Annotated in this window: 12 protein-coding genes and 1 tRNA gene; 6 read left to right on the top strand and 7 right to left on the bottom strand. The window is 49.3% G+C overall.

Going from position 1 to position 14,562, the window contains the following annotated elements:
• Positions 1-24 precede the first annotated feature (24 nt).
• The 5 genes from H6624_16640 to H6624_16620 all read left to right on the top strand — a co-directional run bounded on the left by H6624_16640 (position 25) and on the right by H6624_16620 (position 6,473).
• A complete protein-coding gene (locus H6624_16640) occupies positions 25-882 on the top strand; it encodes a hypothetical protein (protein MCB9085974.1) in 858 nt (285 codons plus the stop codon).
• 166 nt (positions 883-1,048) lie between these two features.
• Positions 1,049-3,217 (top strand): carboxy terminal-processing peptidase, encoded by a 2,169-nt coding sequence (locus tag H6624_16635; protein ID MCB9085973.1) that lies wholly within the window; start codon positions 1,049-1,051, stop codon positions 3,215-3,217.
• Positions 3,218-3,373: 156 nt separating this feature from the next.
• On the top strand, positions 3,374-4,489 hold the full coding sequence (locus H6624_16630; GenBank protein ID MCB9085972.1) for a thiamine pyrophosphate-dependent dehydrogenase E1 component subunit alpha: 1,116 nt from the start codon (positions 3,374-3,376) through the stop codon (positions 4,487-4,489).
• Entirely contained in the window at positions 4,489-5,544 is a 1,056-nt protein-coding gene (locus H6624_16625) for an alpha-ketoacid dehydrogenase subunit beta (protein ID MCB9085971.1), read from the top strand. Before H6624_16630 ends, H6624_16625 begins: the two co-directional genes overlap by 1 nt.
• 53 nt (positions 5,545-5,597) lie before the next feature.
• Positions 5,598-6,473, top strand: coding sequence for a class I SAM-dependent methyltransferase (locus H6624_16620; protein MCB9085970.1), 876 nt, complete (start codon positions 5,598-5,600; stop codon positions 6,471-6,473).
• Positions 6,474-6,679: 206 nt separating this feature from the next.
• Here the strand turns inward: H6624_16620 and H6624_16615 are convergent.
• Positions 6,680-6,756, bottom strand: a tRNA-Arg gene (locus H6624_16615).
• 203 nt (positions 6,757-6,959) lie between these two features.
• Between H6624_16615 and H6624_16610 the strand changes: the two genes are divergently transcribed.
• Positions 6,960-7,772 (top strand): DUF1223 domain-containing protein, encoded by an 813-nt coding sequence (locus tag H6624_16610; protein ID MCB9085969.1) that lies wholly within the window; start codon positions 6,960-6,962, stop codon positions 7,770-7,772.
• On the opposite strand, the gene H6624_16605 is transcribed toward H6624_16610, so the two are convergent.
• The 6 genes from H6624_16605 to dcd all read right to left on the bottom strand — a co-directional run bounded on the left by H6624_16605 (position 7,747) and on the right by dcd (position 14,546).
• Positions 7,747-9,324, bottom strand: coding sequence for a thiamine pyrophosphate-binding protein (locus H6624_16605; protein ID MCB9085968.1), 1,578 nt, complete (start codon positions 9,322-9,324; stop codon positions 7,747-7,749). The two genes, H6624_16610 and H6624_16605, sit on opposite strands and share 26 nt — an antisense overlap.
• A 17-nt stretch (positions 9,325-9,341) precedes the next feature.
• Positions 9,342-11,294 carry a 2-oxoacid:acceptor oxidoreductase family protein gene (locus H6624_16600; protein ID MCB9085967.1) on the bottom strand — a complete coding sequence of 651 codons (1,953 nt, stop codon included), beginning with the start codon at positions 11,292-11,294 and terminating at the stop codon, positions 9,342-9,344.
• Positions 11,295-11,415: 121 nt separating this feature from the next.
• On the bottom strand, positions 11,416-11,943 hold the full coding sequence (gene pyrE / locus H6624_16595; GenBank protein MCB9085966.1) for an orotate phosphoribosyltransferase: 528 nt from the start codon (positions 11,941-11,943) through the stop codon (positions 11,416-11,418).
• Positions 11,944-12,339: 396 nt separating this feature from the next.
• On the bottom strand, positions 12,340-12,618 hold the full coding sequence (locus H6624_16590) for a divalent-cation tolerance protein CutA (GenBank protein ID MCB9085965.1): 279 nt from the start codon (positions 12,616-12,618) through the stop codon (positions 12,340-12,342).
• A 41-nt stretch (positions 12,619-12,659) separates the two neighbouring features.
• Complete coding sequence (locus H6624_16585; GenBank protein ID MCB9085964.1) at positions 12,660-13,718, bottom strand: HlyC/CorC family transporter; 1,059 nt, start codon at positions 13,716-13,718, stop codon at positions 12,660-12,662.
• 285 nt (positions 13,719-14,003) lie between these two features.
• A complete protein-coding gene (dcd, locus tag H6624_16580; protein ID MCB9085963.1) occupies positions 14,004-14,546 on the bottom strand; it encodes a dCTP deaminase in 543 nt (180 codons plus the stop codon).
• Between the last annotated feature and the right edge of the window lie 16 nt (positions 14,547-14,562).

Genomic DNA, 14,562 nt, shown 5'->3' with positions numbered 1-14,562 from the left:
AAACCTAGGCGAAATCCTGGCCAAATGGAGTTGGAAATCCGTCGCCAGCGAGAGCCCGACCGAAATTTTGATCGTGGTGGGCGCAGTTTTTACTTCTTCGATTTCGATGACAATGTTGCCTTTCTCAGTACGCCCATATTTATTTTTCACAAAAAAACGGGCCGAGAGCTCAGTTTGTCTAGCGGAGAGTTTGCCGAACACAGTGCCCGCATTGGTAAACTCGGGACTTACGAAGACTTCCAGGTGAATTTTGATGATGAAGAAAATGGTAGTTTTCGTTGTTTTCGAGATGCCGATTTTGGCCTCCTAGAGAGGGTTTTGGGACGTAAGCAGGCCTTTGTGCAGGATTTGACGGCGGCACTTGGTCACCCGGAGTTTCAGTGGAAAGGTCCTTCTTGGTCGTGTTTCTATCATGCGGTTTTCAACCAAAGGCCAGTCAGTGTGATTACGGCGAGAGGCCATCACCCTGATACCATACGTGAAGGTATTCGAGTCTTTAAGGATTTGGGGCATTTGCCTCATGAGCCGAACTATTTGAGCTTGTTTCCAGTCAGTCATAAGGAGACCCAACTTAAATTGGGGTTTTATGAGCGGGCATCGGTTGCTGAAATGAAGCAGGCAGCAATTAGAGCTTCAGTTCTGCAGGCTTTTGATATTTATGGTTACAGTCCTCACCATAGGTTTGGCATGTCTGATGACGATCCCAAGAATATCGAGCTGATCACCGAAGAGATGACGAGGCTGAAGAAGGAGTTTTCTGAGATATCCTTCTTTGTCATCAAAACCTGTAAAGGGGATTTTGTTAAGAGAGAGATCTTTGTTGATTACACGTTGGAAGAACTTCTCGAGCCAACCCAGCAAATGTCGCTTTTTGACAACTAACACTTTGCGAAACTTTGACGATCTGGACCAATAGTTCGTCTAGGTGTCTCAATGCGGGAAAAGATTCTCGAACTTCCTGAAAAAGGTTAAAAAATACGATAGATTAGAAGGGTCCATGCCGAAAAGAGGGTAAGTCTTATTGGCAATTACTATATAAGGAAGACCTATGAATCAGCGCAAGCAAGTACAACAGTTGGCTCTCATTTTTTCATTCATCTTGGCGGTTTTGGTAGTCCCAGCGCAAGTTGCCCTTGGGCAGGGGATGAGTCCTCAGGTCATGGAGCTCAAGTGTTCGCACTTGTTTGAGATTCAACAACGTTATTTGAATCGGCACGTAACGTACGATGCAGTGGGAACTCCAAACTTGGAGCATCGGACGGTGGATCAGTTCATCAAACGTCTCGATGGCTCAAAGATGTATTTGCTCACTAAGGACGTAAATACCGTCAAAAGAAGCCTGAAAAACCTTTTTAAAAAGCTTCGTGATGAGAATGACTGTGACGGAATCGTCAAAGCCAATCAGTTGTTTGTATCTCGTGTGAAGGCTCGCGTTGACTACGTTAAAAAGACGTTGGGTCCAAAATTTAAGTTTGATCCAAAGGTCAAGCTGGTGTTGGACCCCGAAAAGCGAAAGCGGCCGGCGACCATGGAAGAGGCCAACTCCTTCCATGATAAATACTTGCAATATCAAATTGCAAATTATCTGGCTTCTGACATGAAACTCGATGAAGCCAAGCAGCGAGTGATTCGCAACTATGAAAGAATTCTCCGGCGCATCGAGGAAACTCCTGAACGTGAAGTTTGGGCAAATTACTTGGACTCATTTGCGAGAGCTTTGGACCCTCATACGGCCTATCTGTCGAAAGATGCTCTTGAGGATTTCGAAATTCAAATGCGCCTCTCGCTCGAAGGTATTGGTGCAACACTCAGTTCTCAGGACGGTTTTACGGTAATCGAGCAGTTGATTCCTGGTGGAGCGGCATATCGTTCCGGGAAGCTGAAGCCCAAAGATAAGATTATCGAAGTCGCCCAGGGCGAAACTGGAGAAGCTCAAAATGTAATTGAGATGGACCTTCGGGATGTGGTTCGCCTCATTCGCGGAAAAAAGGGCACCAAGGTGCGACTGACTATTTTGCGAAAAGAAGACGAGGGCAGCTCTCGCTTTGCCGTGGTTCTTGTTCGCGACAAAATCAAACTTGAGGATGAAGCGGCTCAGATTACCTACGTGGACAAGGAGGTTAAAGGCGGAGAGAAAAAGAAAATCGCTCTCCTTACTCTTCCCTCGTTTTATGCGGATAATCGCAAGAAGGGGCGGTCTGCCGCCGGAGACATGAAAAATCTTATTCAGGATGCTCGAGCTCAGGGTGCTGAGGCCATGGTTTTGGATCTTTCCAATAACGGTGGGGGGTCCTTGGATGATGCAGTCAAAATTGCGGGCCTGTTTTTCCGCGTGGGAAATGTGGTTAAGCAGTCGAGCCGGGCGACAGAGAGGGGAGAGTTGTCTCTTGCTGATCGGGATCCGGATGTGGATTGGTCTGGACCACTGGTTGTTTTGATCAGCAGGGTATCGGCCAGTGCCTCTGAGATTGTGTCTGGTGCTCTACAGGATTATAAGCGTGCCGTAATCGTCGGCGGTGACCATACATTTGGCAAGGGAACAGTTCAGTCGGTTGAGTATTTGCCGCCGGGCCTGGGCGCTATGAAAACAACCGTTGGGATGTTCTTCACTCCTGGTGGGAACTCGACCCAGCACCGCGGTGTTCACGCGGATATTGGTATGCCCAGTGCCTATTCGACTGATGAAATTGGTGAAAAGACCCTCGACTACTCTCTGCCGCCTAAGAAGATTTCTTCATTTCTATCGCGGAAGGCCTACGTGGCTGAAGGTAAGGGCTCGTGGAAAGTGGTGTCTGGAGACTTGATCGCTAGACTCAAAAAGAATTCATTGGCCCGCATGGCGGCAAGTGATGAATTCAAGAAATTAAAGGAAGAAATTGAGAAGTCACGCAAACGTGGAAGTGTGATAGATGTCGCCGAACATTACAAAGAGAAGACTGAAGCCAAAAAGAAAGATGAGAAGGCCGATGGCAAGGCTGTGAGTGCTACCCCCAACAAGGACACTGAAGGCAAACCATCCCCTGGAATGGAAGAAGAGGACGATGAGGTCCTAACTCGGGAAGAACGCAAAAAACGCTACATGGAGCGCCCTGATGTTCAAGAAGCCATCAATATTGCCGTCGACATGGTGGCTGATTTTGCGGGCACTCCCAATATCACGATTGGGGCCAAACAGACTCCTGATGAGGAGAATAAAACCAAGAAGAAGAAGAATTGAGCTGGGGCTTGGTGAAATCATTGGGCGCATTGCGTAAATCCTCTTTTCCTTAGTCTTTCCGACAGCTTTAGGGGAATGGCTTTGACAAGGCCAAGCCCCGCCGGTAACTCTGGAAAACATCTTTCAAAACCATGAAACTCAAGCATCGAGGTCTACATGGCGCGAATCAGTGCGAGCCGCAATAATGTGACTAAAAAGTCGCCGGGTCGAGGCAAGACCCTGGGTAACAAGGCTGCCGGCAAAAAGAAAGCCAGTGGTAAAAGCAGTGCCAAGAAGTCTCCTAAGCTGGAGCTTCCAAAGGAGCTGTTGCTGGAGATCCACCGACTGATGGTGAAATCCCGGGTCCTCGAAGAACGTTTGATCAAGATCTATAAGGCGGGCGAGGCCTTTTTTTGGATTGGCGGTCCCGGCGAGGAAGCCTTTGGCGTTCCCCTTGGACTGCTGACTAAAAAGGGGCAGGGTCCTGAGTACGATTATCTGCATTTGCACTATCGTTGTTCGCCGACCATGGTGGCCTTGGGTATGCCCATGATCGATAGCATTCGCCTAATTATGAATCGGGCAACCGATCCTTGTACTGGTGGACGAAATTTCGCCAATCACTATTGCTTCCCGCAGTGGAACGTGGTGCCGGTTTCTTCTCCCATTGAGGTCCAATATACAACGGCCATTGGCACGGCTTGGGCTCAGCGACGGCGGAAAACCGATGGCATCACCATTGTCACCGGTGGAGACGCCGGGACTGCAGAGGGTGATTTTGCCAGCTGCTTGGTTTGGGCCACCCGGAAAGGTTCGGAACTCCCCATGCTAATTACTGTGCAGAATAATGGTTGGGGGATTTCCACTCCCTTCCAGGGACAGCATGGAGAGACTCATATTGCGGATCGGGGCAAGGCCTTTAACATGAAGGCCATGGTAATCAATGGCAATGACCCAGTGGAATCCTATATCAAAATTCAAGAGGCGACGGAGTACATTCGGAAAACGGGTAAGCCCGTGCTGATGGAGACCATGGTCTCCCGTCTGTACGGCCATTCTTCAGCTGATGGAGCCAGCCGTCGGCCAGAAGAGGACTGCGTGGAGTTGTTTGAAGAAAAGTTGAAAAGGGTGGGACTGCTCACAGATTCCAAAATCAAGGCTATTTGGGACGAATATGAAAAGGAAGCTCGGGAGGCCCAGGAGCAAGTGCGCCAGGAGCCGGCACCAACCGAGGATAGCCTTTGGGATCATTTCTTTGTGAATAATGAAAACGGCGATTGGAGGAAATTCTAATGGCGAATATGGCACAGGCCATCCGCATGGCCCTCCACTACTGTGAAGATAACTATGAGCTTCAAGATATTTTTGGCGAGGATGTTGGCGCTCCCCTTGGCGGTGTTTTTACCGCGACTCAAGGGTTGAAAACTGCCTGGAACTCACCTCTTGATGAAAGGGGTGTTGTTGGTATGGCTATCGGCATTGGCTTGGCTGGCGATAGGTGTGTGGCTGAGATTCAGTTTGCTGATTATATCTTTAACACCATCGACCTTTTAAAAATCGCCGGCAACACCCACTGGGTGTCTAATGGTAACTATAGTTTGCCGATCGTACTCATGACTCCAGTGGGGGCAGGAATTCGTGGGTCCGTTTACCATAGCCACAGTTTTGATGCTCTGGCGACCCGCCTGCCTGGATGGAAAGTGGTAATGCCCAGTAACCCTTTGGATGCTTATGGTTTGATGCTTTCAGCAGTTCAGGATCCAAATCCTGTTCTATTCCTTAAGCCCAAGGCTCTAATGCGGGTGAGGGGAGAGGATTTGATTCCCGGTGAGCCGGATGATGAAAAAAAGCTCAAAAGCATGATTGATGCCCCTATTGGGGACAGGAGCAAGTGGCAACCGCGGTGGCCGGATGTACAGGAGTATGCGGTGCCTATTGGTAAGGCAAAAATCACTCGTCACGGTCACAACCTGACTATCGTGACCTACGGACGAAATGTTTTAATGTGTAATCAGGCTGCAGATGAGCTCCACCATGAAGGTGTGAATGTGGAGGTGATCGATCTTCGCAGCTTGATACCCTACGATTGGGACACCATCCGCGAGTCGGTTCACCGTACGGGTCGAGTTCTGTTTGTGAATGAGGACACGGAGGTGACCAACTTCGGTGAGCATCTGGCCTATCGAGTGACGCAAGAGTTGTTTTACGAACTTCTTGCTCGTCCTCGGGTGTTAGCAGCAAAAAACCTTCCGGGAATTGGACTTCATCCGAATTTGGAGGAGGGCACCGTTCCCCAGGTTCGTGATATTAAAGAGACGGCCATGGAAGTTATTAATGAGGTGCCTTGAGCTGAGGGCAGACACGGCTCGTTGGCCTGAGGTTGGAGTTGAACTGGTAATTTATGCTGAGAAATTGGGTAGAGAATAAAATGTCAAAAAAAGGTCGCAAGTCTGGGATTCGAAAAAAGTCGAAAGTAAAGATCACCAAATCCCTTCCGGAGTTTGATAAGTACTATCATTACTTAAATTCGGTTCAATCCCCTCATACTGACGTTGAATTTTTGCGTGATACCTATCGGGAATTAAAGGGGACGCGAGGCAGTACACTGCGAGAAGATTTTTGTGGCACCTTTAAGATTTTGTGCGAATGGGTGAAAATGCACGCTGAGCACCATGGCATCGGCATTGATCTGGATGAAGAGCCGACAAATTATGGGAAAGATCATTATTTGTCGGAGCTGACAGAGCATCAACAGAAGAGGATTCAGGTATATAACGACAACGTCTTGAAACCCAATCTTCCCAAGGCTGACATTATTGCAGCCATGAACTTTTCCTACTTTATCTTTAAGACTCGCGAAGTGATGAAGGAGTATTTTACCAACAGTTTTAACAGCTTGAACAAGAACGGAATTTTGGTCCTCGATTGCTTTGGAGGCTCAGCCTGTATGGAGCCTAATGAGGAGGAGACTCTTCATGATCATTGGTCTTATTTTTGGGATCAGGAGTCCTTTGATCCGGTAACTAATCATGCTCAGTTCTTTATTCACTTTAAACGCAAAGGTGAAAAAAAACGGGAAAAAGTTTTTACCTATGACTGGCGGATGTGGTCCATTCCTGAATTGAGGGATATCTTGGAGGATGTGGGATTTAAGAGAACCCATGTCTACTGGGAAGGCACCGACAAAGATGGTGAAGGCGATGGCGTCTTCAAGCGAATTGAAGTGTCTGATGAGGACTGTGAATCCTGGGTCGCTTATATCGTCGCTGAGAAATAAAGTCGCGCCTACGTCGCTTTTCAACTGGCGCAGCCGGGAGGGCTCGGTCAAGCGCTCGTCCTCCGCCTGACCACCCTCGAGGTCCTTTCGCTCGCATCTCGCTCGCTCAGCAGCCACTGGCTGCCGGACCTCTCGCTTCGAGTCCTCCCTGAATTGGCAATCGAAGGGTATTGCTAAAAATCTTTGCTGATAGTTTTAGAAGATCTTGGCGCAGCCGGGAGGACTCGAACCCCCAATCCTCTGATCCGAAGTCAGATGCGTTATCCAATTACGCTACGGCTGCACATGCGATAATCGAGCCCCCTTTTATAACTTCACCTTTGTCGTGAGCCAAGCAAAAAGGTCCGGAAGAGGCTCTGTTTCAGCTGGAAATCTGGATTAAATTGAGGCATTTAGAGCCTCTTTTTGGCTTGGGGAGTGAGAATGTGTAACCAGGTGCATCTCAGACCGTAGTACTATTCAGAAGTGATCCCTTCTGGAGGGCGAATGAAAAATCTGGGCCTCACAACTTGTGCCTTGTTGATCTCCATGCTGGCTATTCCGTGGGCTGGAGCTGAAGGCAACAAGGTTCAAAAACCCAATGAGAAAACTTACGATGAAACCTATGTAACCGGAGAACACCAAATTCATTTGGTGGAGTTGTTTAGCTCCGAAGGCTGCAGTAGCTGCCCACCCGCGGAGTCTTGGGTGGCGAGTCTCAAGGGCCATCCGGCCCTGTGGCAGAAGTTTGTGCCAATTGAGTTCCATGTTGATTATTGGAATCAGCTTGGTTGGGTCGATCCATTTTCCAATGGTCTGTTTACAAAAAGGCAGAGAGAATACGCCAGTGAATGGGGAACCTATCGCATTTACACCCCTGGATTTGCGTTCAACGGTGCTGAGTGGAGGGGGCTGCAGACTTTCAACGTCAAAGTGACGCAGAAATCCCCAGACGGCAAGCCAGGAAGGTTAAAGGTGATTCGCAAAAAGGAACTGGAGTTCGAGGTTCGCTTTGCAGCTCATGGTGACAAAAAAGAGGATTACATTCTTCATGGAGTGGTTCTTGGCAATGGACTGGAAACAAAGGTTCCGGCAGGAGAAAATGAAGGTCGAACCCTCAAACATGAATTTGTCGTCCTGACCATGGAGAAGGTCGTGCTTAAGCGTAAAGGCCAAGAGTGGGTGGGGAACTTAACATTGCCTTCACCGGAAAACTCCAGGGCTCGCTCCTACTCCGTAGCATTTTGGGCGCGAAAGCCCGACAGCATGAAGCCGATTCAGGCTGTCGGTGGACCTATAGCTTACCGGCCAACTCCTTAAGAGTCCGCCAGTTGGACAAACGGTCCTGCTGAGAGTGAAGCAGAGTCTCCGTTGGTTCGCCCGCCTTGTTAAAGTGCTTGGAAAAGCGGCCCTCCCGCCTTGCAAACCAAACAAAATCCAAGGTCTCATTGGTCTTAGGGTCCGAGTGCCAATCTTCCTTCAGTGAAGGGTTTCCAAGAAGACTCAGTCTCTCCTTCATTGTAGGTCCTTTTCTCGGATCATGGACAAACAAAGGGAAGCTGCGGCTGAGAACTGCTGCCCGGGCCTGTGAGTAGGATTCGTTGTCGGCGATCCCATGCTCCACCGGACAGGGAGAATAGGCAATGATCACCGAGGGGCCAGGATAGTCCACAGCCTCCATGGCGACTTTTAGAAAGTGAGTATGGTAGGCCGGCGAAACCTGGGCAACGTAGACATCAGGATGCATCATTGCCAACAGGCCCAGCTCTTTGCGTCTCTCCTGTTTTCCGGCGACAACCTTACCATGCCGACTCATTTTCGCATTTTGTGCGACAAATGTGGCTGTGGAGGCTTGGCCTCCGGTGTTCGAGTATGTTTGCGTGTCCAAAACAAGAACATTAATGTCTTGTCCTGATGCTAAAATCCGCGAAAGCGACTGAAAGCCGATGTCAAACATAGCCCCGTCACCACCAATCACCCAAAGTTTGGTGTCCTGCTTTCCTTGCTGATCCAGGCGCATTCTCACACCCATGGCAACCGCTGGAGAGTTTTCGAATAGTGAATTGGTCCACGGTACATCAAAAATATTGTAAGGGTAAGTGGCGCTATAAACTGAGTTACATCCAGTGGCCGCAATCATGGCCATGTTGCGGCCCGAGCGCACGGCAGTGGCCAACATTGCCATATTGAGTGCGGTGATTTCACCACAACCTCGGCAGGCGCCGGAACCACCTTCGTAAACCCAAAAGTCCTCGCGCAGGAACATGTCAGTGACTAGTTTTTCATTGATGAATTTATCACTGGTGGTGGGAATCTGTTCAATGATGTGTTGAATGGCGGCCCGGTCCGTGGCCATTTGCTCCTTGGATTTGTCGACCATCCTCAACGCATTGTGGTCACCACACACATCGATACACTCGGCGCACCCCTTACATTTTGAGGGATCCACCCAAATGGAAAAGTACCCGGGCTCTTGGTTCTTCTTCTCATACATTTCCCAAAATTTTTTGGTTTTACCAAAGTGGGAAGTTATATGCCCTTTTAGATCCTCCCGAGCAGAATTGAGGACTTGATCGTACTCCTTCTGGTTGACAACCCGAGGTCTGAGGGCGGCATCGGGGCAAAGGGCCACGCATTCCATACAGGCAACGCAATTCTCCGAAATGTATTGAGGGATTTCAGAGCTGACAAACGAAAAATCCCGGGCCTTGCCTGTCTTAGGGGGAATCAATGATCGGGCAGCCAATTCATCTGCCTTCACACAAGTGTTCCCTTGCCCGCAGAGATAAGGGGAGAGGACGGCCTCCTTGAATTTGTCCAGATCAGTCGAGCGTTTATCGATTTCTTCAGTTGTTGAATTTTGCTTAGCCATTGTCGACCTCCTCTCTTTTAGGAATTCATCATGCTAGGGGTGATTTCACGAACACCTTCATAGCCTTCGATAATGCAGGCCAGGTTGTCTTGTACGGTTTTCTCATCCCTCTTGCCAAACATCTTTCTAACCAGATGTTCCACCTTTTCCATCAACACCTTCCGTTCCCAGCCTTTGCGTTCCGCAAACGGAGTTACTTTCAAAAAGACCCCTAACATGGTGATTCCCATCATTCGCTGGCGCAAATCTGCTGAGGAGGCATGTTTGTCGGCAATGCCCTGAGAGTCCAAGGTGTAAAACCGTAGATTCAAATCCTGAATCTTCTTTTTGGCAGACTTTGGTAAGCCATTCCAGATGCGGCTGAGGTCAGACTCTTTGGTTTGAAAGAATACCACCCCTCCCTCTAGCATCCCAGCAAGTGGGTCACTGTTCAAAAAGGCAAATGAATCCATCACTGCGACAAAGTCCACCTCTGATAGTTCCTGGTGGAGAGTGACCGGCTCTTCTGACAGGGTCAAAAAGAAGGTGGTTGGAAGACCCTTTTTTTCTGCACCATATTTGGGGTAGGCCTGGACGTTGAGGCCAAAAATCGCATCACACACTGAGGCTAATAATTTATTGGTGGAAACTGAACCGAATCCTCCGACAGAATGTCCTCGCAAAGAGTATTCCCCTTTGGTGCGTGCCGAAATCTGCTCAGTGGTGGTTGGTAGATTGTCAGGGTGATCAATACCAATACAATAGCGAAAAACTCCGTCCGACCCTTTTACCATGTTATCATAGATGGCAAAGATGTCTTCCAGGCGCACATCGCGACTCCCCAGTCCTCCAGCCCCATGCTGAATCATCGGGATCTTGTTGATTTGAGGAAAGCCTGGCGCACCCCAACTGGCATCGGCAAAAGCTGCCTTGATTCCGCGGGCCAAGGGGCTCTCTGGCATGTGACATTCATCAAGGCGTTCAAGGACGCTGATGGCCTTGCAGTTTTGTAGGGCTGAAACCAGTTCAACCGAAGGAAAGGGGCAATAAGAGAGAACGCTGACACAGCCCACTTTTTTACCCTGCTGGCGCAGAAGATCTACCGCCACCTGGCTTGTCTCCATGTAGGAGCCCATGCCAATCAGAGCATATTCAGCGTCATCCATTTGATAAGAGTCAATGACTCCGTACTGCCGACCCGTGAGCTGAGCATACTCATTAAAGGCATTCAGCAAATGGCCTTTCACTTCATTGTAATATCCTCGTTGAGCCACTTTGCCGCGCATATAGGCATCCTGATTTTGCACGGTTCCCGACATCACAGGATTTTTTGGGTCCATAAAATTCCGCAATCCATCGGGGGCTCCAACAAACCTCGCCATCATTTCGGGCTCTGGCAAGCGGGCGGTTTCCACCGTGTGAGTGGTGAGGAATCCGTCTTGTACATTAAAGAACGGAGTTCGGGAGGCTTCGGCGACCTTGCGCGAAATCAACGCAAAGTCACCTGCCTCTTGAGCGTTGCGGGCAAAAAGGATTCCCCATCCGCAATCGGCGACAGCCATGATGTCATCATGGCCAGCGTGAACATTGAGGGCGTGAACGGTCAGGGCTCTTGCGCCAATATGAAAGACCACGGGCAGGCGTTTGCCCGCAATCGTGTAAAGCACTTCTTTCATTAACACTAGTCCCTGACTGGAGGTAAAAGTGGATACTCGCCCACCACTTAAAGCATAGCCTTCACACACGCTGGCCGCAGAATGTTCACTCTCCGGCTCAAAAAAGAGCAATTTTTCTCCCCACATGTTTTCTCCACCGTTAGCAACGGCTTCCTGAAAGGCCACGCCCATTCCAGTGGATGGTGTGATGGGGTAAGCAGCAGCGGCCGAGGAGCAATGGGTCTCGACCCACGTCACCGCGTAGCTACCATCAGTTGTGGTGCGAATTCCAGGAAAGGGGACAGATGACGATTTGGAACTCATCTCTTTTTCCATAGGGAGCCTCTTTCAGTTTTGCTAAAACAAGGAATCCCCAGTGTCGCACTAAAACCCCAGAGCAACAACCTTAGTCTCCTAGGGGAACAAATTAGTCGGTTCAGGAGGAACGGGGCGGATACTACCTACCCGCTGACTTGAGTTCATCCATAGTAAATAGAGGATGAAGTTTCAGTCCTGCTTCTGCGAGAGGAGAGGATTCATTGCTGCCGCGAAAAATCGCACAGAGAACATCGGAGATTTCTGCACCATGAGAGCGAAGGTCCTTAGTGGAAATCAATATCTGACCACCCGTTGTGACCACATCTTCGATGACACACACCTTCTTACCCTTGACGTCCGTGCCCTCGGCAAACTGGCAAGTACCATACTCTTTGGCTTCTTTACGTACAAAGGCGGCGGGAATTCCTGTTTCCAGGGAAAGAGCAGTGGCAATGGGAATGCCTCCCATTTCCAATCCTGCGAGGACTTCAGTGCCAGGCGGGATCAAAGGCACCATCGCCTTGGCGATCTCTTTAAGGAGCTTTGGTTGAGCTTCGAAGCGGTATTTGTCGAAGTATTCACTGGAGGTTTGGCCAGACCTTAGTTTGAAGGAGCCAGTCAAATAGGCGATCTGGTAGATTTGCTTGGCCAATTGATGTCGATCCATTTTGCCCCCTTTGTGGTGTCAAAGGGATATCATTATTGCGGCGTGAGGTAAAGCCTCGGGCAATAGGGCGCATCTGACCCTGGCATGTTTTCTGCTGATTTAGGGGGTTGGGGGCAAAGTATCCCCACTGTGACACTCTCTCAGGGAGGCATGAAGCGCCGGTTCAAACGGATTTGAACAGAGAGAGCAACACCAAGGATGGAAAGGGGGAAACCGGGGTATGCGGGCGAAGACGGTTTTTTTGATCTTAATCGTTTTAACGGTTCTGATGTTTTTGGCCACTCACTCCCTGGTCAGTCGTCATGTGGGATGACCAAAGCGCCAAAGACGGGGGAAAAGAAATTGATGAGCGTGAACCCGGCCCAGAAGAGAAGGCTGGGCGGGGTTCGCGCTTAACTAAGCGCGAACAGTCTGCGCTTTTATCCACTGGAGGAAGGCTTCGTGTCCGTCTTCAATTGGCAAGACCACAAGGCACGGACACTCATATTCGTGTAGAGCCAGGACTGTTTCCTTTAACGGCGTGACCAATTCTTTGCAGGTCTTAAGAATTAGGACGGATTCTTTTTCCTCACAGATTTGTCCTTTCCAACTATAAATGGATTCCATCTGAGGAAAGATATTCGCACAGGCAGCCTGTTTTCTATCTACCGCTGTCCGGCCGATCTTGCGGGCCATGTCCTCATTTGGTGTAGTGACGTAGACAAACACAGAATCGGTCACTTCACTGGCTCCCGCTTGGCGGTAGCCCAATTGGTTTGCTTTCGTTCACGCCAAAGTTCACGAGCGTATTGCCTCATGTCGGCCACAGAATCAAACTCATCTACAATTTCGACACCAAGAAGGGTCTCAACCGCATCCTCAAGGCTCACCAATCCCGTCGTTGATCCGTAGTCGTCGACGACCAGGAATACGTGTTCTTTGCGTTTAATAAATCGATCCAGGGCTGCCGCCACTGAAATCTCCTCGGGAATAGCATGAAGAGGTTTGGCCAGTTTTTTAATCGGCATTTCATCCTGATCTCGGGAAAAAGCATCCATCAGTTTATAGCGATGAACCATGCCAATCACGTTGTCGAGATCGTCCACGTAAACGGGGATTCGAGAAAAGCGAATCGGTCGATGGTTATCCATCACCTGACCAACAGTTAACTCGTCCTCAAAGGCCAAAATAACTGATCGGGGAGTCATAATATCGGATACCTTGATTTTATCAAGCATGAGCAGATTGCGAATAATAAGGCTCTCTTTAGGTCGCAAGGTCCCCTCATTGGCACTCATTTCCGCAGTCATGATCATCTCTTCGCGGGTCATTCGATCCGAGTTTCCACGTGACAAGAGGCCATATAGGGCTTCAGAAAACAACACAAATGGGTAGGCTACAAAGATCAAAGCGCGAATTACGTAGGCGCACAGCGGGGCCAGGGATTTCCAGTAGTTGGTGCCCATAGTCTTTGGAATGATCTCAGAGAAAATAAGAATGACGAGGGTTAAAAGAGCCGAGGCCGCGGCCAAATACTCATTGCCATACAGGGTGTGAACCTGGGCGCCGACTCCTGCAGCCCCAACCGTGTTTGCTACAGTGTTGATAGTCAGAATTGCCGCTAAGGGTCGGTCAATATGTGCTTTTAGCTCCTGGAGAATTTTACCACTTCGGCGTCCCTTCTGTGCATGTAACATGATGTAAGCAGGGGACACTGACAAAATCACCGCTTCCATCAGTGAGCAAACAAAAGAAACAATAACCGCCAGGGCAAAATATAAAACCAACAAGGTCATTGTTTTACAGCCTCAATCTCCGATTGTTTGCTTTCATTCACTGGAAGTGCTGGTGGTTGGCTATAGCGGGATTCGGGAATCGTCCCAGATTGGTCGTCGTCCATTAGTGGCCTAAGCCTGTCCTTTCATTAGGTTCAGAGAACCCTCTTAGCCCATTCATTATAGCACACTTCTGACGCTAGTGGGGAGTCCTTGAGCCCCTCGCCATTTGCATTTGACGATTTTTAACTACAACTTAACCTACCGTAATTACTTGTATTTTTTGCGACTTGCGCAGGAGGCACATTAGGCCTGACCCACCTCGCTGTCTTTGAACACACGGCTGCCGGTGGCGTTCTTTTGTCCCTGGTATTTTCCCCGGTAGGGGCTGAGGGCCGCCTGGTCCATGCGGCAAAAAACCAACTGACAGACCCGTCGTCCGGCTTCCAGACGAATTGGTAGGGAGTTGGCGTTATAAAGCTCCAAAGTGATCTGCCCTTCAAAACCAGGATCGACCCATCCAGCATTTTGGATAAAGAGTCCCATCCGGCCAATGGAACTGCGCCCTTCAACAAAAGCCGTCAAATCGTCGGGAAGCTTAACGTACTCCATGGTGGTGGCGAGCAAAAAGGAGTGGGGAGGAATGGTGATCGAGTTTCCATTGTATTCACGATATTTGATTTCGCTATCCAACTCGATGGTTTGCATATCCCGGTCCTCCACAACTAGGAAGTGAGTCCCCAATCGACAGTCAATAGAGGCCGGTTGAATGGATTCCTTAACTAAGGGCTCCACGACAAGCTCGTTGTTATCAATCATGGTCTTAAGAGTTTTATCGCTGAGAATCACTTAATACCCCCTCGTT

It is taken from the genome of Pseudobdellovibrionaceae bacterium, assembly GCA_020635075.1.
Classification (GTDB): Bacteria; Bdellovibrionota; Bdellovibrionia; order Bdellovibrionales; family UBA1609; genus JADZEO01.
The sequence above is the reverse complement of the archived record's forward strand: the minus strand, read 5'-3'. Positions and strand labels throughout refer to the sequence as shown.

Coding starts and splice junctions, on each gene's coding strand:
- H6624_16600 (MCB9085967.1), bottom strand. CDS start 11,294: ATGGAAAAAGAGATGAGTTCCAAATCGTCATCTGTCCCCTTTCCTGGA.
- H6624_16620 (MCB9085970.1), top strand. CDS start 5,598: ATGCTGAGAAATTGGGTAGAGAATAAAATGTCAAAAAAAGGTCGCAAG.
- H6624_16590 (MCB9085965.1), bottom strand. CDS start 12,618: ATGGCCCGCAAGATCGGCCGGACAGCGGTAGATAGAAAACAGGCTGCC.
- H6624_16625 (MCB9085971.1), top strand. CDS start 4,489: ATGGCGAATATGGCACAGGCCATCCGCATGGCCCTCCACTACTGTGAA.
- H6624_16605 (MCB9085968.1), bottom strand. CDS start 9,324: ATGGCTAAGCAAAATTCAACAACTGAAGAAATCGATAAACGCTCGACT.
- H6624_16585 (MCB9085964.1), bottom strand. CDS start 13,718: ATGACCTTGTTGGTTTTATATTTTGCCCTGGCGGTTATTGTTTCTTTT.
- H6624_16640 (MCB9085974.1), top strand. CDS start 25: ATGGAGTTGGAAATCCGTCGCCAGCGAGAGCCCGACCGAAATTTTGAT.
- pyrE (MCB9085966.1), bottom strand. CDS start 11,943: ATGGATCGACATCAATTGGCCAAGCAAATCTACCAGATCGCCTATTTG.
- H6624_16635 (MCB9085973.1), top strand. CDS start 1,049: ATGAATCAGCGCAAGCAAGTACAACAGTTGGCTCTCATTTTTTCATTC.
- H6624_16610 (MCB9085969.1), top strand. CDS start 6,960: ATGAAAAATCTGGGCCTCACAACTTGTGCCTTGTTGATCTCCATGCTG.
- H6624_16630 (MCB9085972.1), top strand. CDS start 3,374: ATGGCGCGAATCAGTGCGAGCCGCAATAATGTGACTAAAAAGTCGCCG.